Below are 20,259 nucleotides of genomic sequence, written 5' to 3'. Positions count from 1 at the left end.
TCGGCCGCCCGTTCGCGACCCGCTACAGGCCGTTCGCCCGCATGCACCACGCCAGGATGCCCTTCTGGGCGTGGAGGCGGTTCTCCGCCTCGTCGAACACCACCGATTGCGGGCCGTCCATCACCTCGGCGGTGACCTCCTCGCCGCGATGGGCGGGCAGGCAGTGCATGAACACCGCGTCCTTGGCGGCGGCCCGCATCAGCGCGCCGTTCACCTGATAGGGGTTGAGCAGGTTGTGGCGGTGAGCCTCGTCCTCGTCGCCCATCGAGACCCAGCAATCGGTCACGACCGCGTCGGCGCCCTCGACCGCGGCGAAGGCGTCGGCGGTGACGTTGACGCGGGCGCCCTCGGCGCGTGCCCAGGCCATCAGCGCCGGCGGCGGCGCCAGCTCGGGCGGGCAGGCGACGTTGAGGGTGAAGTCGAAGCGCGCGGCCGCGTGCGCCCAGCTCGTCAGCACGTTGTTGGCGTCGCCCGACCAGGCCACCGTGCGGCCCTGGATCGGCCCGCGATGCTCCTCGAAGGTCAGCACGTCGGCCATGATCTGGCACGGATGCGAGAGCTTGGTCAGCGCGTTGATCACCGGCACCGTGGCGTTTTCGGCCAGCTCCAGCATCAGCGCGTGATCCAGGATGCGGATCATGATCGCGTCGACGAAGCGGGAGAGCACCTGCGCGGTGTCGCCGATGGTCTCGCCGCGGCCGAGCTGCATCTCGGAGCCCGTTAGCATCAACGTCTCGCCGCCGAGCTCGCGCATCGCCACGTCGAAGGAGACGCGGGTGCGGGTCGAAGGTCGGTCGAACACCATCGCGAGGTTCTTGCCGGCGAGCGGGCGGTCGGCGGCGACTTCGCCCTTGCGGCGGCGCCCCTTGATCGCGGCCGCGGCGTCGAGCACCCGGCGGAGGTCGGCGCCGGAGAAGTCCGACAGGTCGAGGAAGTGGCGGGGCGCGCTCGCGCCGGTCGTGGGGCCGCTGGTCCGGCCGTTCAGGGGGGCAGTCATCTCAACACATCATGTCCGGGTTCGGTCGGCGGCTCCGCCTTCGGGAGCCGGGATCAGCATCACGTCGGCATCACTCGGCGGCTCCGCGCATCGCGGCCGTGAACGCCGCCGCCGTGACTTCGAGGCGTGCGACCGCCTCGGAGACGTCGGCCTCGGTGACGATCAGCGGCGGCAGCAGGCGGACCACGTTGTCGCCCGCCGGGATCACCAGCAGGTGCTCGGCGCGGGCGGCCGCAGCGAACTCGGTGTTGGGCACGGCGAGCTTGAGCCCGAGCATCAGCCCCTCGCCGCGGATCTCGGTGACGACGTGTGGGTAGCGGTCGGGCAGCGCCCCGAGCTTCTGCTTCAGGACCAGCGCGACGCGCTGGACGTGGTCGAGGAAGCCGTCGCCCAGCACCACGTCGAGCACGGCGTTGCCGACGGCCATGGCGAGCGGGTTGCCGCCGAAGGTGGTGCCGTGGCTGCCGGCGACCATGCCGCGGGCGGCCTCGCGGGTCGCCAGGCACAGGCCCAGCGGGAAGCCGCCGCCGATGCCCTTGGCCGCGCTCATGATGTCGGGCGCGGCGCCGGACCACTCGTGCGCGAACAGGCGGCCGGTGCGGCCGACGCCGGTCTGGACCTCGTCCATGATCAGCATCAGGCCGTGCTCGTCGCAGAGCGCGCGCAGGCCCCGCAGGCATTGCGGCGGCACCGGGCGGACGCCGCCCTCCCCCTGGATCGGCTCGATCATCACGGCCGCCGTCTCGGGGCCGATCGCGGCGCGCAGCGCCTCGTGGTCGCCGAAGGGCACCTGGTCGAACCCGTCGACCTTCGGGCCGAAGCCCTCGATGTACTTCTGCTGGCCGCCGGCGGCCAGCGTCGCCAGCGTGCGCCCGTGGAACGCGCCCTCGAAGGTGATGATGCGGTAGCGCTCGGGGTGCCCGCCGGCGGCGTGGTACTTCCGCGCCATCTTGATCGCGGCCTCGTTGGCCTCGGCGCCCGAATTGCAGAAGAACGCCACGTCGGCGAAGCTCGCGTCGACCAGACGCTGCCCGAGGCGCTCGCCGTCGGGGATCTCGAACAGGTTCGAGGTGTGCCAGAGCTTCTGCGCCTGGGTGGTCAGGGCCTCGACGAGGTGCGGGTGGGCGTGGCCCAGCGCGTTCACCGCGATGCCGGCGCCGAAATCGAGGTATCGCTCGCCCCCGCGCGCCACCAGCCATGCGCCCTCGCCACGCTCGAAGGCGATGGGGGCCCGGGCATAGGTCGGCAGAAGGGCGGATGTCACGATCCCGTCTCCGTGTCGGCGGGCCGGGTGAAGACCCGGCGTTGTCAGGCTGCGTGCAGGACCCGTGCCCTGCGTGCAAAAACGAAAGTGCCGCCTCGTCACCGGGGCGGCACGCGCGCGATTACTAAGAAACGCGGCCGCGCTGTCAATGAGAGGGCCGGGTGTCGTGGCGGACATGCCTGTAAAACGGGCGTCGTTTGCCGGCTCGACTCCACGATGCCTCCGAGAAGGGCCTTGCGTGCCGGCCGCGGCCCATGCTCCAGAGCCGGTGCATCGCCGAGAACGGACACGCGGAGCCCTTTCATGAGCACGGTCAAGGAACGCCTCGAGAGCCTCGGGCTCACCCTGCCGAAGGCGGCGGCGCCGGTCGCGAACTACGTGCCCTTCGTGCGCAGCGGCAACCTCGTGGTGGTTTCGGGCCAGATCTGCTTCGGGGCGGACGGCAAGCTCGGCGCGGGCCATGTCGGCAAGCTCGGCGCCGAGGTCTCGGCCGAGGACGGGATCGCCGCGGCCAGGCTCTGCGCGCTCAACGTGCTGGCGCAGGTCGAGGCGGCGGTGGGCGACCTCGAGCGCGGGGTCGTGCAATGCGTCCGGCTCGGCGGCTTCATCAATTGCGTGCCGAGCTTCTCCGGCATCGCCGGCATCATGAACGGCGCCTCCGACCTGATGGTCGCGGTGCTCGGCGACCGCGGCCGTCACGCCCGCTCCACGGTCGGGGTCGCGGAACTGCCCCTCGACGCCGCCGTCGAGGTCGAGGCGATGTTCGAGGTGCGGTGATGGAACTCGGCTGGCTCGTCGCGCGGCCGATCGCCCATCGCGGCCTGCACGACCGCGCGGCGGGCCGGCCCGAGAACACGATCGCCGCCGCGCGCGCGGCGATCGCGGGCAACTACGCCATCGAGTGCGACGTGCAGATCAGCGCCGACGGCGAGGCGATGGTCTTCCACGACGCGGCCCTGGGGCGGCTGGCGGGCGTCGCCGACCCCGTCGCCGCGATGCGGGCCGCCGACCTTCGCGGCCTCGCGGTCGCGGGCACGACTGAGACGATCCCGACGCTGCCGGACTTCCTCGCCGAGATCGCCGGGCGGACCCCGCTCGTCGTCGAGATCAAGTCGTCCACTACCGGCGACCTGACCCTGACCCGCCGCGTCGCGGAGGTGCTGAGCGCCTACGCCGGGCCGGTCGCGGTGAAGTCCTTCGATCCGGAGGTGGTCGCGGCCTTGCGCGGCCTGGTGCCCGACGCGGTCCCGCGCGGCATCGTCGGCGAGACGAACCAGGACGACCCGGCCTACGCCGCCCTCACCGATTCGGCACGCCGCCGGCTCTCGGACCTGCTGCACATCGAGGAGACCCGGCCCGACTTCGTGTCCTGGCGGGTCGACGACCTGCCCTGCGCCGCGACGCACCTCGCCCGCGTGCTCGGGCACCTGCCGGTGATGGCCTGGACGGTGCGCACCGAGGCCCAGCGCCGCCTCGCACAGGCGCATGCCGACCAGATGGTGTTCGAGGGGTTTTCGGCCTGAACGCCCGGCTCCGGCCTTAGGCGGCCTCGCGCGGAAGCGGCTTGATCAGCGCCAGGGCGTCACCCGCCCGCGCTGCTGCGACCTCGATGTCGTAGCGGATCTGCAGGCCGAGCCAGAGCTGCGCCGAGGTCCCGAAATAGCGTCCGAGCCGGAGCGCGGTGTCGGCGGTGATCCCGATCTCCTCGCGGACGATCCGTTCGATCCGCGTGCGGGGGACGCCGCAGGCCTTCGCCACCGCGTAGGGCGTCAGGCCGAGGGGAACCAGAAACTCCTCGCGCAGCACCTCGCCGGGGTGAAGCGGCGGCAGCGTCTCCAAGGCGGCGATCTCCAAGCCGTCATTGATCGACGGGTCCTCAGTGATAATCGACGATTTCGACATCCGCCGGGCCATGTTCGGTCCAGCGGAAGCAGATTCGATACTGGTCGTCGATCCGGATCGCATGCTGTCCGATGCGGTCATGGGTCAGAGGGTGAAGCCGATCGCCGGGCGGCGCTCGCAAGTCGTTCAGGTCGGCCGCCCGATCGAGGACGGCGAGCGTGCGTCGCGCCGCGGGAAAGATCGTGGCGGGGAACCCCTTCGGCCGGCTGCCGCGATGGACCGCCTCGGTCACGCGATCTGCGAAGCTCTGGATCAGAGCCGGCCCCCTGGTGCATCCTACCTCAGGATAACGCACAGGATGGTATCACTGAGTGTTACCAAGAGGTAAGCGAGCCGCCCTGCCCCCCGCTGCGACGGCGGGATGCGCGGCGCCGCCTTGTCCCCCCTGCCCTTCGGGCTAGATTGTCGCCATGGAAAAACCCGGCGCTCCGCACGAGCCTGAGACCTCCGAGACCGTCCTCAAGGTCCGCGCGCTGGCCGGCCTGAAGGAGATCGGGGCGGCGGCCTGGGACGCCTGCGCCACCTCGGCCGAGACGCTGGGCGCGGGCGACGAGACCCACAACCCCTTCGTCAGCCACGCCTTCCTTTCGGCGCTGGAGGATTCCGGCTGCGTCTCGCGGCGGACCGGCTGGTTGCCGCTGCACGTGGCGGTCGAGCGCGACGACGCACTGCTCGGGGTCGTGCCGTGCTATCTGAAGTCCCACAGCCAGGGCGAATACATCTTCGACCACGGCTGGGCCGACGCCTTCGAGCGGGCCGGCGGGAGCTACTATCCGAAGCTGCAGGTGAGCGTGCCGTTCACCCCCGTCACCGGTCCGCGCTTCCTGATCGCGCCCGGCGCCGACGTGGACGTCGCGACTTCCGCCCTGGTGGCGGGCCTCAGGGCGCTGCGGTCCGAGACCAAGGCCTCCTCGATCCACGTCACCTTCATGCAGGAGCCGGAATGGGAGCGGGCGGGTGCGGCCGGCTTCCTCCAGCGCACCGACCAGCAGTTCCATTGGGAGAACGCCGGCTACGCGACCTTCGACGACTTCCTCGCCGCGCTCGCCTCGCGCAAGCGCAAGAGCATCAAGCGCGAGCGGCGCGACGCGTTGTCCTCCGGCATCACGATCGAGCACCTGACCGGGGCCGACCTCACCGAGGCGCATTGGGACGCCTTCTACGAATTCTACACCGACACCGGCGCGCGCAAATGGGGCCGGCCCTACCTCAACCGGCGCTTCTTCACGCTCCTGTCCGAGCGGATGCCGGAGCGCGTCCTGCTGATCTTGGCCAAGCGCGAGGGCCGCTACGTCGCCGGCGCGATCAACCTGATCGGCGACGTCGCCCTCTACGGCCGGAACTGGGGCTGCATCGAGGAGCACCCGTTCCTGCATTTCGAGGTCTGCTACTACCAGGCGATCGACTTCGCGATCGCGCGGGGCCTGAAGCGGGTCGAGGCCGGGGCGCAGGGCGAGCACAAGCTCGCGCGCGGCTACCGGCCGGTGCTGATGCACTCCGCGCACGACATCGCCGACCCTTCGTTGCGTCGCGCGGTGGCCGACTACTTGCAGCGCGAGCGCGCCCATGTCGAAGCCATGGTGGACGAACTCGACACCCTGACGCCGTTCCGACGGTCCAGCCCGGAAGAGTCTTGAAGCGCATGAGTCCGATCGATCGCATCACCACCTACGCCGACGAGTTGACGGCGCTCCGCCGCGACCTCCACGCCCATCCCGAGATCGGCTTCGAGGAGGTGCGCACCTCCGGCATCGTCGCCGACCTGCTCGAAGGCTTCGGCATCGAGGTCCACCGCAACGTCGGCGGCACCGGCGTCGTCGGCATCCTGAAGGGCCGCAGCGACAACGGCCGCCGCATCGGCCTGCGCGCCGACATGGACGCCCTGCCGATCGAGGAGGAGACCAACCTCCCCTACCGCTCGACCATCCCCGGCAAGATGCACGCCTGCGGGCATGACGGCCACACCACCATGCTCGTCGGCGCCGCCCGCTACCTCGCCGAGACCCGCGACTTCGACGGCACGGCGGTGTTCGTGTTCCAGCCCGCCGAAGAGGGCCTGGGCGGCGCCCGCGCCATGCTCGCCGACGGGCTGTTCACGCGCTTCCCCTGCGACGAGATCTACGGCCTGCACAACCAGCCGAGCGGCCCGCACGGGACGATCAAGCTGCGGCCCGGCCCGATCATGGCGGCGGCCGACTTCTTCGACATCCACGTCAAGGGCCGCGGCATCCACGCGGCGCAGCCCCACAGCGGCATCGACCCGATCGTGGTCGCCACCGCCCTCGCCCAGGCGCTGCAGTCGATCGTCTCGCGCAACGCCGACCCGCTGAAGTCGATCGTGCTGTCGATCACCCGGTTCGAGGCCGGCTCGGCCTACAACGTCATCCCCGACACCGCGCACATGGCCGGCACGATCCGCACCTTCGATCGCGACTTGCGCAAGCTCGCGGGCGACCGGATGCGGGAACTCGCCAAGGGCTACGGCGCGGCCTACGGCGCCGAGATCACGGTCGACATCCAGGACAAGTTCTCGGTGCTGGAGAACGCCGCCGACCAGACGCAAGCTGCGATCGAGACCGCGACCGAGCTGTTCGGACCCGAGCGGGTCGACCTGAACTCGAGCCCGAAGATGGGCAGCGAGGACTTCGCCGACATGGCGATGGCGGTGCCGGGCGCCTACGCCTGGATCGGCGCCTCGCCCGGGGCCGGCCTGCACAACCCGAGCTACAATTTCGACGACACGATCATCCCGATCGGCGCCGCCTTCCTCGCCCGCCTCGTCGAGCGGCGGACCGCGGCCTGATGGCGACGCTGTTCGATTTCACCCCGAAGGCCGCCGACGGCACCCCGCATCCGCTGGCCCAATATCGCGGCAAGGTCGTGCTCGTCGTCAACACCGCCTCGAAATGCGGGTTCACCCCGCAATACGAGGGGCTGGAGGCCTTGTGGAAGACGCATCGCGAGGCCGGGCTCGTGGTGCTCGGGTTCCCCTGCAACCAGTTCGGCGCGCAGGAGCCGGGAAACGCCACCGAGATCGCCCAGTTCTGCAGCCTGACCTACGACGTGAGCTTCCCGCTGCTGGCGAAGGTCGAGGTCAACGGGGCTGGCGCCGACCCGGTCTACCAGCATCTCAAGGGCGAGAAGCCGGGCCTCCTCGGCACGGCCGGCATCAAGTGGAACTTCACGAAGTTCCTCGTCGGCCGCGACGGCCGTGTGGTCGGCCGCTATCCGCCGACCGCCAAGCCCGCCTCCCTCGAGCGCGACATCGCCGCCGCGCTGGCCGCCTGAGACGCTTGCGCGCCGCAACGGCCTCGGCCGTTGCGATGCGCCTCAGGCCTTTCGGAAGGTGCTCTCGCCGGTGGCGCGCGCCTTGCCGCCGTGTTCCTCTGGTCGCCGGAAAATGGCGCTCGGCGGATGGTGAGGCGGCAGGTTCGTGAAAGATTCGTCCACCGACGCAGGGCTCGATCGCATCGACCTGAAGATCCTGCGCCTGCTTCAGGCGGACGGGCGGATGGGCAACGCCGAGATCGCCAAGCGCGTGAACACCAGCGCGGCGACCTGCCACCGCCGGACGCAGCGGCTGTTCGCCGACGGTTACGTCACGTCGGTCCGCGCCGAGGTCGCGCCGAGCAAGGTCGGCCTCGGCGCCCTGGTGATCGTCGGCGTGGTGCTCGACCGCTCGACGCCGGAGAGCTTCGCGGCCTTCGAGGCGGCGGCCCGCGCGATGCCGACGGTGCTCGACTGCCACCTGGTGGCGGGCGACTTCGACTACTTCCTGAAGATCCGGGTGCGCGACATGGCGGACTTCAACCGCCTGCACAGCAGCACCCTGATCGCGCTTCCCGGCGTGCGCCAGACGCGGACGTTCTTCGTGATGAAGGAGGTCGTCGACAACGCGCCGCTGGCCCTGTGACGCGGTGCGGACGTCCGCACCGCCGCCGGCCGGGGCCGCGTCAGGGCGCCCGGCAATTCATCGCGTCGGCGGCCTCGACGACGCTCAAGGCGCGCCGCCGGACCTCGAGCGTGACCTTCGGTTGCTCCGACACCGCCGTCGCCTCCCGCTTCAACGCCTGGTCGCAGGCGCACGAGCGGTGCCCGGCCGCATCGTAGCAGGCGTCGTGGCGTTGGCAGGCGGCGTCGAGGGCGTCGGTCGGCGGCAGGTCGACGCCGCGCTGGCCCGCGCCGCAATAGTTGCCGTGAAACAGCGCCTTGCCCGTGAGCACGTTCGCGAGGTCGCCTTTCGGCGGGGACGGCTCTTCCGCCCTACCGCCCGGGTTGAGGTCGTTCGCCGGGCCGCCGGACTTGCTCGCGGACCCGCGCAGCGCCTTGGGGATGCCCGATTGCGCGTCGGGCTCTCCGAGCCCTTCCCCGGTGCGGGAGTTCGGATTGGACAGGTCCGGCAAGGGCGGCGGCGGTCCCGGCCTCACGGCCTCGGTGTCTGCCGAGTCCGGCGCCTCCTCGACCGTCTGCGCCACGGCACCTTGAGCCAGGCACCCAGCCAAAAATAGGGACAGGGCGATCGCAATCCGAATTCTCAAATTCGTCTCCCCTGGAACCAGGCGAAGTCGTCGATCATCGCGGCCCGCCCGATCGAATTCGGACGTGACGGAACGGCCCCGGCATCGCGGCCTTTGCAATCGACGATGGTCCTTCCCGAAGCGTGGGTAGAACGCCGACCCAATACGGCGAAGGCGGCGAAAGCGTTCCAAAGGGTCCGTCGCCAAGCCGCCGCGCCGCCACCTCGGAGAGGGCAGTCGCGGTCGATCGACGGCGACGACCGACGAGGGTGAGGTGCTGCGCGCCCGACCGGACCCGCATCTCGAACGACGCGATGAACGGTCTCCAGCCCGGCACCGGTCGCGCGACCAGGCCGCCGCGATCCAGCCGACCGGAATACCGCTCAGCCGGCGCGAGCCGCGAGGATCAACGATGATGAAATCTGGGAACGTCGAGTCTCAACCCGCTGTCACGGCAGCCTTATCGACGCCGGACCTTGCCGTGTGGACATCCACCAGGAAAGCCTGGTGGAGCTGAGCGGGATCGAACCGCTGACCTCCGCAGTGCGATTGCGGCGCTCTCCCATCTGAGCTACAGCCCCGTCCAAGGCGCCGGCCTTTTAGGCCGGCGCCGATCGAACTGTCAATTCCCGATTCCCGCTGCCGTCGCGTCGCCGTCCCCGGTGTCCCGCGCGGGCGCACGAGGACACGTGTTTCGCGCATGAATTCCTTGATCTGGCTCTTCGACACCGTCGTCCAGCTCTTCATCTACGTCCTCATCGCCAGCGCGATCCTCAGCTGGCTCGTCGCCTTCAACGTGGTCAACGTGCGCAACCCGATCGTCTCGCAGATCGGCGAGGTGCTCTACCGGATCACGGAGCCGGTGCTGCGGCCGATCCGCAACCTGCTGCCGAACCTCGGCGGCGTCGACATCTCGCCGATCATCCTGATCCTGCTGCTGCTGTTCGTGAGCCGCCTGCTGCACGAATTCGTGCCGGCCGACCCCTACGTCTACGCCCGATAAGGCCGGCGCGCGGACGCCGCCCCCGCCCGCGATCCGGCGCCCGGCGCGCCGGACGAGACCTCTGAACGACGCGCCCGGCCGCGGAGACACCAGGACCCATGAAGACCAATCCCGGCCGCTTCTTCGAGGATTACCGCCTCGGCGAGACCATCCGCCACGCCACCCCCCGCACGGTGACCACCGGCGACGTCGCGCTCTACACCGCCCTCTACGGCCCGCGCTTCGCGGTGCAGTCGTCGGACGCGTTCGCTCAAGCGCTCGGCTACCCGAAGAGCCCGCTGGACGACCTGCTGACCTTCCACGTGGTGTTCGGCAAAACGGTGCCGGACATCTCGCTCAACGCGCTGGCCAACCTCGGCTACGCCGAGGGCGGGTTCCGCCGCCCGGTCTATCCCGGCGAGACCCTGTCCACGGTCTCCGAGGTGATCGGCCTCAAGGAGAGCTCGAACCGCCAGACCGGCGTGGTCTACGTGCGCTCGACCGGCTCGGACGCCGAGGGCGAGACCGTGCTGAGCTATTGCCGCTGGGTGCTGGTGCGCAAGCGCGACCCGGAGGCCCCGATCGCCGAGGAGCACGTGCCGAGCTTCGCCAAGGTCGTCGACCCGGCCGACCTCGCGGGCGCCCTGCCGCCCCTCGACGTCTCGGCCTACGACCTCGACCTCGCCGGCAGCCCGCATCGCTTCTCCGATTACGCGGTGGGCGAGAAGATCGACCACGTCGACGGCATGACGGTGGAGGAGGCCGAGCACCAGATCGCCACGCGCCTCTACCAGAACACGGCCAAGGTGCATTTCGACGCCCTGAGCGGCAAGGAGACCCGCTTCGGCCGCCGCCTGATCTATGGCGGCCACGTCATCTCGCTCGCCCGCGCGCTCAGCTTCAACGGGCTTGCCAACGCCTTCGCCCTCGCCGGCATCAACGCCGGCCGGCATGTGGCGCCGCTGTTTGCCGGCGACACGGTCTACGCCTGGAGCGAGGTGCTCGACACCGCCGAGACCGGCCGCGGCGACGTCGGCCTGCTGCGGCTGCGCACGGTCGCCACCAAGAACCAGCCCTGCGCCGCCCATCCCGGCCGCGAGGGCGACGGCTACCACCCGAGCGTCATCCTCGACCTCGACTACTGGGCCTTCATGCCGAAGTGACGGCCCGCGTAGCGTGCCCGTTGGGGCGCGCCTTGCGGACGTCCGGTCCTCATCCGCCCAGCAGCCCCGCCAGCGCCACGCGCAAGGGGTTGGCGGGGTCTGACAGGAGGCGCACCGCCATCGCGCAGGCGATGGTCACCAGCAGCGGCCTGATCAGCCGGGCGCCGAGGCGAACCGCGAGCATCGAGCCGACCTGGGCGCCGAGATAGGCCCCGACGGCCATCACGATGCCGATCGGCCAGACCACGTGGCCGGCGAGCGCGAACAGACCGAGGCTGCCGAGGTTGCTCGCCGCGTTGGCGAGCTTGGTGTGCGCCGTCGCCTTCACGACGCCGAGGCCCAGAAGCGTGACGAAGCCCACCATGTAGAAGGCGCCGGCACCGGGGCCGAACACGCCGTCGTAGAAGCCGACCGCGGGGGCGAAGCCGAGGGCGAAGGCGGCCGGCGAGAGCCGCGCCCCCGCGTCGTCCTCGCGCATGCGGGCGCCGAAGGCGAAGTACAGCGCGATCCCGACGAGCAGCACGGGAACGCCAGCGTCGAGCACCGGGCGCGGCAACAGTCCGACGGACAGGGCGCCGAAGACCGAGCCCACGGCCGCCGCCACGGCGATCGGCCAGGCCTGGCGCCACACGATCAGCCGACGCCGGGCGAAGGCCAGGGTCGCCGAGCAGGCGCCGACGCTGCCCTGCAGCTTGTTCGTCGCCACGGCGCTCACCGGGTCGAGGCCGGCGAGGATCAGCGCCGGCACGGTGATCAGCCCGCCCCCGCCCGCGATGGCGTCGACGCCGCCCGCGAGCAGGGCCACGCCGAACATCGCGGCCAGCAGGCTCGGATCGAAGCTTCCCACCATGGTCTCCCGCCCTGCCCGAGCAGGACGGCGCCGCCGCGTGCCCGGCGCTTCAGGAGGCGCGGGCGCCGCCCCTGTCAAGCTTGGTGGAAGGTTGATGCCGAGCGTTGCGTCGCTCATGCGCTCCGCGCGAGAGTCCTGGCCGGGCCGGATTCAGCGAGGCGAAGCCCCAAAAGCTCGCCCGGTATCGGCCTGCCGTAGCGGTATCCTTGCGCGTAGCGGCAGCCCATGCCCATCAGCGCCGCCTCCTGCTCGGGCGTCTCGATCCCCTCGGCGATGACGATCAGGTCGAGGCTGCGGCCGATGTCGAGCACCGCCTTCACGATGGTCGCATCGTGGGCGTCGTGGAGCACGTCGCGGACGAAGCCGCGGTCGATCTTCAGCTTGGTGAGCGGGAAGCTCTTGAGGGTCGAGAGCGAGGCGTAGCCGGTGCCGAAGTCGTCGAGCGCGATGCCGACCCCCAGCGCCCGCAGCCGCCGCAGCGGCTCCAGGGTCGCCGGGGCGTCGGCCAGCGCGATCATCTCCGTCACCTCCAGCTCCAGGATCTCCGGCGGCAGCCGGTGCCGGGCCAGCGCCTGGATCACCACCTCGGCCAGGGTCCCGGCGCGGATCTGCGCGTCGAACAGGTTCACCGCGACGCCGATCCGCGGCAGGCCGGCCTTGCGCCACGCCGCGGCCTGGCGGCAGGCCTCGTCGAGGCACCATTGGCCGAAGCGGGTCGCCAGGGTGCTCGCCTCGATCGCCGGCAGGAACTCGGCCGGCGCGAGCAGCCCGCGTGTGGGGTGGTTCCAGCGGATCAGGGCCTCGACGCCCCGCAGGCGTCCGCTCGCGAGCTCGATCTGCGGCTGGTAGTGCAGCGCGACCTCGCCGGCGGCCAAGCCGTCGAGCAGCGCGTCCTGCAGGGCGCGCCGCTCCGTGGCCGCATCGCGCATCGCCGGGGTGAAGGCGCGGTAGCCGCGCGGGCCCGCGTGGCGGGCGCGATCGAGGGCGAGGTCGGCCGCCGCCATCAGCTCGGCGGCGTCGGCGCCGTCGCGGGGACCGTGCGCGGCGCCGATCCGCGCGCCGACATGCAGGACGTGGTGGCCGACGGTGACGGGCTCGGCGAGCGCGGCGAACAAGGCTTCGGCGCAGGCCTCGGTGCCGGCCTCGAGATCCGCCGCGCCGGGCGCGTCCGCAAGCAGGACGGCGAGCTCGTCCTCGCCGAGGCGGGCGAGGAGCGCCCCCGGCGGCAGGCGGCCGGCCAGCCGCACCACCAGCGCCTCCAGCAACGCCGCGCCGACGCCGGAGCCGAACCCGTCGGTCACCGCCCGCAGGCCGTCGACGCCGAGTGTCAGCAAGCCGACCGGCGAGCGGGCGGCGAGGCGGGAATCGATCTCCGCGGCGAGGCGCACCCGGTTCGGCAGGCCGGTGGCAGGGTCCTCGTGAGCGAGGCGGAGCAGGCGCGCGTTGCGGCGGCGGCGCTCCGAGATGTCGCGCATCACCGCGCCGACGCCCATCTCGGCGCCCTCGCCCCAGGCGCAGAGCGAGAGCTCGATCGGCACCTCGCTGCCGTCTGCGCGCAGCGCCGTCACCTCGACCGAGCGGCCGGCGAGCTTGGGCGTCCCGCCGGCGGTGAGCGCGCCCATGCCGGCGACGTGGTGCCCGCGCAGGCGCATGGGGACGATCGAGGCCACGTCCCGCCCGGCCAGCGCCCCCTGGGGATAGCCGAGCAGGGTCTCGCAGGCGGGGTTGGCGAAGGTGATGCGGCCGGCGGCGTCGGTGGTGATCAGCGCCGAGGCTGTGGCGGCGACGAACCCTTCCGAATCCCGCTGCGCCATCGTCCGCCGCCCCTGCGCCAGCACCGCGACGGCGAGGCCGGACAGCCGCGCGAGCCGCTGGCGGGCGCGGTCGGCCACGGGTGGGCGCGGTGCGGAATCGGCGAGGCAGAGCACGCCGAGGCAGCGGCCGTCGCCGTCGACGAGGGGCGCGCCGGCGAGGAAGCGGAACGCGCCCCTTTCCGCCGGCCCGGCACGCCATCGCGGATCGATCACGGCGTCCGGCACGACGAGCACGTCGCCGCAGGCGATCACCCGGTCGCGGAAGGCTTCGAGGGCGCGCGCCTCCCCTGCCCCGATACCGATCGGCGGGCCGTCGCCGAGGATCGCGGCGACCGGCACGTCGAACAGGTCCGCGGCCAGGTCGAGCAGGCCACGCAGCGATGCTTCGCCCGGCGCCGTCCGCGTGTGGCGCGTCGTCCCTGAACCCGCTCGATCATCCGACATGCGCAACCGTGTCCCGGACGCCCGAACGGGCGCGGACGGCAGGATGTCGCGGCAAACGCTGTCAAAGGCTTAAAAATACAATCTTGGATTGCAATTTCGTGGTGGGATGACAGGAGTCGGCGGGGCGAAGCCGAATGCTTCGTCCCGCCGAAGCCAACCGTCAGTTGCGGACGATCACCTTGGTGCCGACGCGGACGCGGTCGTAGAGGTCGACCACGTCCTTGTTGGTCATGCGGATGCAGCCGGAGGAGACCGCGGCGCCCATGGTCTCGGGCTCGTTCGAGCCGTGGATGCGGTAGAGCGACGAGCCGAGATACATCGCGCGGGCGCCGAGCGGGTTGTCCTGGCCGCCGGCCATGAAGCGCGGCAGGTCCGGGCGGCGGGCGAGCATCTGCGACGGCGGCCGCCACGCGGGCCATTCCTTCTTCATCGTGACGCTCTTCTGGCCCGACCACGAGAAGCCCTCGCGCCCGACGCCCACGCCGTAGCGCACCGCCTCGCCGCCGCCGAGGACGTAGTAGAGCCGGCGTTGGCTGGTCGAAACAATGATGGTCCCGGGCTTCTCCGCGCCTTTCCAGGCCACGGTCTCCCGCGGGATCGCCTGGGTGCGGAAGATGTTCATGAAGTCGGCGACCGGCCCGGAATCCAACGGGCTCGCCTGCGCCGCCCCCGCTCCGAGGGCGAGGCCGGCCGCGAGGCAGAGCGTGGCGATGCGACGTGTCATGCGGATCTCCGAGGGTTCTTTCGATCCGCTGCCGGGTAGCTGGGCATTGCGGCAAGCGGCGGACGCGAAGCGCGGTGTCAGCCGAGAACGGTCCGCCTGTGGGATCGTCGCAACACCTGTCGCCGGTCGGGCGGCGCAAGCCGCCCCGCACTCGTACAGGTGGGGCGGAATTGGTTCCGCGAATTCCCGCCCCGAAGCCTGACAGAATGTCGCAGCCGCTTGTGATGCGCTGCGGCAGAGCTTTTATCGAAGGCGTGACACGCCTTCCCGACACCCATGCGCCGGCCCCGGCACCGGTCCTCGCGACCGTGCGCGGCCCGTTGCTGCTGCGGGCGATCGCCGGCGTCGTCGTCGCCGCGCTCCTGCTCGTCGTCGGCCTTCCGCGTGAGGCCGACATGCCGACGCCGTCGAGCCGCGTCGCATCCGCCTTCGTCCACGCGGCGGTGTCCCAGGCAGCGGTGTCCAAGGTGGCGGTGTCCAAGTCCGACGCCGTCCGCGCCCCGCTCCACGCGGTCGCGCCGAACGTCGCCGAAGCCGACGACTGGGCCGGACGGCCCGCCCTCGCCGATCCGCTGTCGCACCGCCTGCCCCGCCTCTCGGACGAGGCCGGCTTCCACCCGCGCGAAACCGGCCTCTTCCGGACCTGGGCGTCCGCGCCGCCGGACCGCCCGCCCCGGCGCGCCTGAGGGCGCACGGCCCGGCCATCGGCCCGGCCGTCGCGGGATCGCCAAGATGTCCTGCGACAGTGGGATTCTTAAGCCAGGCCTTTTGGCGCTGTCCGCGCGGCCCCCGAACCCCGCTGCGGGCGACCGTTGCCGACCGATCGGCACCACGCGCCACCGACACACGCCGGACGGCCGAGCCTCGTCTCCGCCCTCCCCGAGATGCGTTTCGCAGGAGCGACCCGACCTTGACCTTCTCTCGACCCGCCCGCCGGATGCGCCGTGCCTCGCTCGGCTTCGGGGTGTTCCTCGTCGCGCTGTCCGCCTGCAACCAGAAGCAGGCCTCGGCCCCCGTCCCGCTTCCCCCGCCCGAGGTCGGCATCGTCACGGTGGCGCCCCAGGCGATCCCCTACGTCCGCGACCTGCCCGGCCGCGTCGCGCCGATGCGGATCGCCGAGGTGCGCTCGCGCGTCTCCGGCCTCGTGGTGAGGCGGCTGTTCGAGCAGGGCAGCCAGGTCAAGGAGGGCGACGTCCTCTACAAGATCGACCCGGCGCCGTATCAGGTCGACCTGATGAGCGCCGAGGCCACCCTGGCGCGCCAGGAGGCGGCCCTGGTGCTCGCCAACCAGCAGGCCGAGCGCCTGGAGACGCTGCTCACCCGCCAGTCGGCGAGCCAGGCGCAGTTCGACACCGCCTTCGCCGGCAAGAAGCAGGCGGAGGCCGAGGTCGCCGGCGCCCGCGCGACCCGCGACCGGGCCAAGCTCAACCTCGACTGGACCGACGTCCGCGCGCCGATCTCGGGCCGCATCGGCCGGGCGCTGCTCACCGAGGGCACCCTGATCGAGTCCGGCACCACCGGCGTGCTGGCCACGATCCAGCAGCTCGACCCGATCTACGTCGACATCACCCAGTCGGTCGGCGAGCTGAACAAGTTGCGGCGCGACCTCGCCAGCGGCGAACTCTCGCGGCTCGAGCGCGATTCGGCGAACGTCCACCTGATCATGGACGACGGCGCCCTCTACCCGATGGCGGGCCAGCTCCTGTTCTCGGACGTCACCGCCGACCCGAGCACCGGCCAGGTCACGCTGCGCGTGCAGATCCCCAACCCGCACGACGAGCTGTTTCCCGGCATGTACGTGCGCGCCCGGATCAAGCAGGGCATCGATTCCGACGCGATCGCGGTGCCGCAGCAGGCGATCCAGCGCACCAACGACGGCAAGGCCGAGGTCTGGGTCGTGAAGGAGGACGACCGGGTCGCGCTCCAGCCGGTCGAGGTCGGCCCGGTGGTCGGCACCAACTGGCTGATCCGCGACGGGCTCAAGGCCGGCGAGCGGGTGGTGACCGAGGGCTTCCAGAAGATCGTCGCGGGCCAGCAGGTCAAGCCGGTGGACAAGACCCCGCCGCACCCGACCGCCGAGGCGATGCCGCACGACGTCGACGAGGTCGCCGAGGCCGAGGCCAAGCTGGCCGAAGCCAAGATGAAGGAGGCGAAGGCCGCCGAGGCGCGGGCCGCGGAGGCCAAGGCGAGCGCCGCGAAGGCGAGCGCGACCAAGGCGTCGGACGGCAAGGCGTCGAACGGCAAGGCGTCGGACGGCAAGGCGTCGGACGGCAAGGCCGAAGCCGCCGCCAAGCCGCGGTAAGCAAGGCTCGGTAAGCAAGGCTCGGTGAGCAGGGCTCGCCGAGCGACATCGCCGACCGGGGCGCGCTTCGAAGCGCCGCCCCACGACCACCCGACAGGCTGATCCGGAACCTCCATGGCACGCTTCTTCATCGACCGGCCGGTCTTCGCCTGGGTCGTCGCGCTGTTCATCATCCTCGGCGGCGCGCTCTCGCTGCCGCTGCTGCCGGTGGCGCAGTATCCGGTGATCGCGCCGCCGGCGATCGCGCTCTCGACCGCCTATCCCGGCGCCTCGGTGGAGAGCCTCTACACCGGCACGACCCGGCTCATCGAGGACGAGCTGAACGGCGCGGCCAACATCATGAGCTTCGAGTCGACCAGCGACTCGTTCGGCGCCGTCAACATCACCGCCACCTTCCAGCCCGGCACCGACCCGGCGCTGGCCTCCGTCGAGGTGCAGAACCGCCTCAAGCGCGTCGAGGCGCGCCTGCCGGCCGAAGTCCGCCAGCAGGGCATCCTCGTCGAGGAGGCGTCGGCCGCGACGCTGAACATCATCACGCTCGTCTCGACCGACGGGAAGATGGACGAGATCGGCCTGGGCGACTTCCTGATCCGCAACGTCATCAACGAGATCCGCCGCATCCCCGGCGTCGGGCGCGCGACGCTGTACTCGACCGAGCGCAGCCTTCGCATCTGGGTCGACCCGGACAAGCTGCGCGGGCTCTCGCTCACCGCCGAGAACGTGACGGACGCGATCCGCAACCAGAACATCCAGGTGGCCTCGGGCGCCGTCGGCGCGCAGCCGAGCCCCTACAGCCAGGCGATCACCGCGCCGATCATCGTCAAGGGCCAGCTCGCATCGGTGGACGACTTCGGCGCGATCGTGCTGCGCGCCAACTCCGACGGCTCGAACGTGCGCCTGCGCGACGTCGCGCGGATCGAACTCGGCGGCGACGCCTACCAGTTCTCGACCCGCCTCAACGGCGGCCAGGCCGCGGGCATCTCGGTGACGCTGGCCCCCGACGGCAACGCGCTGGAGACGGCGGGCGCCATCCGCAAGAAGATGGAGGAGCTGTCGCAGTTCTTCCCGCCGGGCCTGAAGTGGGACATCCCCTACGACATCACGCCCGCGGTGAAGGCCTCGATCGAGAAGGTGCTGCACACCCTCGTGGAGGCGGTGGTTCTGGTCTTCGTGGTGATGTTCCTGTTCCTGCAGAACATCCGCTACACCCTGATTCCGACCATCGTCGTGCCGATCGCCCTGATGGGCACCTGCTGCACGATGCTGCTCGCAGGCTTCTCCATCAACGTGCTGACGATGTTCGGCATGGTGCTGGCCATCGGCATCCTCGTCGACGACGCCATCGTCGTGGTCGAGAACGTCGAGCGCATCATGACCGAGGAAGGCCTGTCGCCGAAGGACGCGACCAAGAAGGCGATGGACCAGATCACCGGGGCGATCATCGGCATCACCCTGGTGCTGATCGCGGTGTTCATCCCGATGGCGTTCTTCCCCGGTTCGGTCGGCATCATCTACCGTCAGTTCTCGATCGCGATGGTGACCTCGATCGCCTTCTCGGCGGTGCTCGCGCTCTCGCTGACGCCGGCGCTGTGCGCGACCCTGCTGAAGCCGGTCGAGAAGGGCCACGGCCATGCCAAGGGCGGCGTGTTCGGCTGGTTCAACCGGATCGTCGACCGCGAGACCAAGCGCTACGGCCGCGGCACCGCGTGGTTCATCAAGAAGTCCGGCCGGGTGATGATCGTCTACCTGGCGCTGGTGGCCGGCGTCGCCTTCGCCTTCGCGCGGCTGCCCGAAGGCTTCCTGCCGCTGGAGGACCAGGGCTTCTTCACCGTCGACATCCAGACCCCCCCCGGAGCCTCGTTCAACCGGACGCAGGCCGCCGTGCGCAAGGTCGAGGAGCATCTGCTGGCGCAGCCCGGCGTCGCCACGGTGACGATGCTGAACGGCTTCTCGTTCTCCGGCCAGGGCTCGAACACCAGCCAGGCCTTCGTGACGCTCAAGCCCTGGGACGAGCGCGACGCGGCGAATTCCGCTTCGGCGCTGGTGGCGGGAACCAACAAGGCTCTGTCGGGCTATCGCGACGCGATCGTCGACGCGCAGGAGCCGCCGCCGGTGGACAACCTCGGCAACGCGGCCGGCTTCTCGTTCCGCCTGCAGGACCGGGCGCAGAAGGGCTACTCGGCGCTGCTCGCCGCACAGGAACAGCTCCTCAAGCTCGCGATGCAGAGCCCGGTGCTGCAGAAGATGAAGATCGAGGGCCTGCCGCCGGCGCCCGAGGCCGAACTGGTCATCGACCGCGAGAAGGCGGCGGCGCTCGGCGTGAAGTTCGAGGACATCAACGCGACGATCCAGGTCAACCTCGGCTCGGTCTACACCAACGACTTCCCGAACCGGGGCAAGATGCAGCGCGTGATCGTCCAGTCGGAGGATCTCCAGCGGATGCAGGCGACCGACATCCTGAACTACGGGGTGAAGAACGCGTCGGGCACCATGGTGCCGATGTCCTCCTTCGCCGACCTGAAATGGAGCGTCGGGCCGCAGCAGATCGTCGGCTTCAACGGCTACCAGTCGGTGCGCATCACCGGCGAGCCCAACCCCGGCTACACCTCGGGCGACGCGATCAACGAGATGGAGCGGCTGATGGGCCAACTGCCCAAGGGCTTCGGCTACACCTGGACCGGCCAGTCGCTGCAGGAGAAGCAGGCCGGTTCCCAGGCCTCCATGCTGCTCGCGCTCTCGGTGCTGATCGTGTTCCTGTGCCTGGCCGCGCTCTACGAGAGCTGGGCGATCCCGTTCTCGGTGCTGCTGGTGATCCCGCTCGGCGTCATCGGCTCGGTGGCGGCGGTGTACCTGCGCGGCCTGCCCAACGACGTCTACTTCAAGATCGGGCTGATCACGATCATCGGCCTCTCGGCCAAGAACGCGATCCTGATCGTAGAGTTCGCCAAGGACCTCTGGAAGCCGGGCACCTCGATCGTGGACGCGACGATCGAGGCGGCGACGCTGCGGTTCCGCCCGATCGTGATGACGTCGCTCGCCTTCATCTTCGGCGTGGTGCCGCTCGCCATCGCGGCCGGCGCCGCCTCCAAGAGCCAGCAGGCGATCGGCACCGGCGTGATGGGCGGCATGATCTCGGCGACCGTGCTGGCGGTGTTCTTCGTGCCGGTGTTCTTCGTCGTCGTGATGCGTCTGTTCCGCCGCAAGGACGTGCTCGCCGGCGAGACGGCGGAGGCCGCGACCCCGGCGGCGCGGGCGCCGGGCGGGCACGGCGTGCCCGCGGAGTAGCTGCGGCCCTTGGGG

At 70.9% G+C, this 20,259-nt stretch carries 19 protein-coding genes and 1 tRNA gene; 11 read left to right on the top strand and 9 right to left on the bottom strand.

Annotated features, from left to right (window positions below):
• Positions 1–22: 22 nt before the first annotated feature.
• Both argF and FV234_RS13590 read right to left on the bottom strand, forming a co-directional pair.
• Positions 23–997 (bottom strand): ornithine carbamoyltransferase, encoded by a 975-nt coding sequence (gene argF / locus FV234_RS13595; RefSeq protein ID WP_147751983.1) that lies wholly within the window; start codon positions 995–997, stop codon positions 23–25.
• A 70-nt stretch (positions 998–1,067) separates the two neighbouring features.
• Positions 1,068–2,261, bottom strand: a complete 1,194-nt coding sequence (locus FV234_RS13590; protein WP_147751984.1) for an aspartate aminotransferase family protein — start codon at positions 2,259–2,261, stop codon at positions 1,068–1,070.
• 303 nt (positions 2,262–2,564) lie between these two features.
• Here FV234_RS13590 and FV234_RS13585 point away from each other — a divergent pair, with 303 nt between their 5' ends.
• Both FV234_RS13585 and FV234_RS13580 read left to right on the top strand, forming a co-directional pair.
• Positions 2,565–3,038 (top strand): RidA family protein, encoded by a 474-nt coding sequence (locus FV234_RS13585; protein ID WP_147751985.1) that lies wholly within the window; start codon positions 2,565–2,567, stop codon positions 3,036–3,038.
• Positions 3,038–3,784 (top strand): glycerophosphodiester phosphodiesterase family protein, encoded by a 747-nt coding sequence (locus FV234_RS13580; protein WP_147751986.1) that lies wholly within the window; start codon positions 3,038–3,040, stop codon positions 3,782–3,784. Before FV234_RS13585 ends, FV234_RS13580 begins: the two co-directional genes overlap by 1 nt.
• 16 nt (positions 3,785–3,800) lie before the next feature.
• Here the strand turns inward: FV234_RS13580 and FV234_RS13575 are convergent, their stop codons facing one another.
• Complete coding sequence (locus tag FV234_RS13575) at positions 3,801–4,163, bottom strand: HigA family addiction module antitoxin (protein WP_147829765.1); 363 nt, start codon at positions 4,161–4,163, stop codon at positions 3,801–3,803.
• A complete protein-coding gene (locus FV234_RS13570) occupies positions 4,138–4,395 on the bottom strand; it encodes a type II toxin-antitoxin system RelE/ParE family toxin (RefSeq protein WP_306422419.1) in 258 nt (85 codons plus the stop codon). Before FV234_RS13570 ends, FV234_RS13575 begins: the two co-directional genes overlap by 26 nt.
• 178 nt (positions 4,396–4,573) lie before the next feature.
• Between FV234_RS13570 and FV234_RS13565 the strand changes: the two genes are divergently transcribed.
• The 4 genes from FV234_RS13565 (at position 4,574) to FV234_RS13550 (ending at position 8,076) form a co-directional block, all read left to right on the top strand.
• Complete coding sequence (locus tag FV234_RS13565) at positions 4,574–5,800, top strand: GNAT family N-acetyltransferase (protein ID WP_147762922.1); 1,227 nt, start codon at positions 4,574–4,576, stop codon at positions 5,798–5,800.
• Between the two features lie 5 nt (positions 5,801–5,805).
• Complete coding sequence (locus FV234_RS13560; protein WP_147751989.1) at positions 5,806–6,966, top strand: M20 aminoacylase family protein; 1,161 nt, start codon at positions 5,806–5,808, stop codon at positions 6,964–6,966.
• Positions 6,966–7,451, top strand: coding sequence for a glutathione peroxidase (locus FV234_RS13555; protein ID WP_147751990.1), 486 nt, complete (start codon positions 6,966–6,968; stop codon positions 7,449–7,451). The genes FV234_RS13560 and FV234_RS13555 overlap by 1 nt, the downstream gene beginning before the upstream one ends.
• Before the next feature lie 145 nt (positions 7,452–7,596).
• Positions 7,597–8,076 (top strand): Lrp/AsnC ligand binding domain-containing protein, encoded by a 480-nt coding sequence (locus FV234_RS13550; protein WP_147751991.1) that lies wholly within the window; start codon positions 7,597–7,599, stop codon positions 8,074–8,076.
• 40 nt (positions 8,077–8,116) lie between these two features.
• On the opposite strand, the gene FV234_RS13545 is transcribed toward FV234_RS13550, so the two are convergent.
• On the bottom strand, positions 8,117–8,638 hold the full coding sequence (locus tag FV234_RS13545; protein ID WP_238271855.1) for a phospholipase A2 family protein: 522 nt from the start codon (positions 8,636–8,638) through the stop codon (positions 8,117–8,119).
• A gap of 547 nt (positions 8,639–9,185) precedes the next feature.
• Positions 9,186–9,261: transfer RNA gene (locus tag FV234_RS13540), tRNA-Ala, on the bottom strand.
• Between the two features lie 119 nt (positions 9,262–9,380).
• Here FV234_RS13540 and FV234_RS13535 point away from each other — a divergent pair.
• Positions 9,381–9,683: a YggT family protein gene (locus tag FV234_RS13535; protein ID WP_147751992.1), complete on the top strand. Its 303-nt coding sequence runs from the start codon at positions 9,381–9,383 to the stop codon at positions 9,681–9,683.
• A 98-nt stretch (positions 9,684–9,781) separates the two neighbouring features.
• Positions 9,782–10,825: a MaoC family dehydratase gene (locus tag FV234_RS13530; protein WP_147829762.1), complete on the top strand. Its 1,044-nt coding sequence runs from the start codon at positions 9,782–9,784 to the stop codon at positions 10,823–10,825.
• Positions 10,826–10,874: 49 nt separating this feature from the next.
• Here the strand turns inward: FV234_RS13530 and FV234_RS13525 are convergent, their stop codons facing one another.
• From FV234_RS13525 to FV234_RS13515, 3 genes are all read right to left on the bottom strand, one after another.
• Positions 10,875–11,675 (bottom strand): TSUP family transporter, encoded by an 801-nt coding sequence (locus FV234_RS13525; protein WP_147751994.1) that lies wholly within the window; start codon positions 11,673–11,675, stop codon positions 10,875–10,877.
• Between the two features lie 113 nt (positions 11,676–11,788).
• Complete coding sequence (locus FV234_RS13520; protein ID WP_147829760.1) at positions 11,789–13,933, bottom strand: EAL domain-containing protein; 2,145 nt, start codon at positions 13,931–13,933, stop codon at positions 11,789–11,791.
• 160 nt (positions 13,934–14,093) lie between these two features.
• The gene (locus tag FV234_RS13515; RefSeq protein ID WP_147754314.1) at positions 14,094–14,657 is read right to left on the bottom strand and encodes a L,D-transpeptidase; all 564 of its coding nucleotides are present in this window, start codon (positions 14,655–14,657) and stop codon (positions 14,094–14,096) included.
• 254 nt (positions 14,658–14,911) lie between these two features.
• Between FV234_RS13515 and FV234_RS13510 the strand changes: the two genes are divergently transcribed.
• The 3 genes from FV234_RS13510 (at position 14,912) to FV234_RS13500 (ending at position 20,244) form a co-directional block, all read left to right on the top strand.
• A complete protein-coding gene (locus FV234_RS13510) occupies positions 14,912–15,343 on the top strand; it encodes a hypothetical protein (protein WP_147762918.1) in 432 nt (143 codons plus the stop codon).
• A gap of 251 nt (positions 15,344–15,594) precedes the next feature.
• On the top strand, positions 15,595–16,959 hold the full coding sequence (locus FV234_RS13505; protein WP_147829776.1) for an efflux RND transporter periplasmic adaptor subunit: 1,365 nt from the start codon (positions 15,595–15,597) through the stop codon (positions 16,957–16,959).
• Between the two features lie 114 nt (positions 16,960–17,073).
• A complete protein-coding gene (locus tag FV234_RS13500; RefSeq protein ID WP_147762917.1) occupies positions 17,074–20,244 on the top strand; it encodes a multidrug efflux RND transporter permease subunit in 3,171 nt (1,056 codons plus the stop codon).
• Positions 20,245–20,259: the final 15 nt, after the last annotated feature.

This window comes from Methylobacterium sp. WL8 (assembly GCF_008040045.1).
Taxonomy (GTDB): Bacteria; Pseudomonadota; Alphaproteobacteria; order Rhizobiales; family Beijerinckiaceae; genus Methylobacterium; species Methylobacterium cerastii.
The sequence above is the reverse complement of the archived record's forward strand: the minus strand, read 5'-3'. Positions and strand labels throughout refer to the sequence as shown.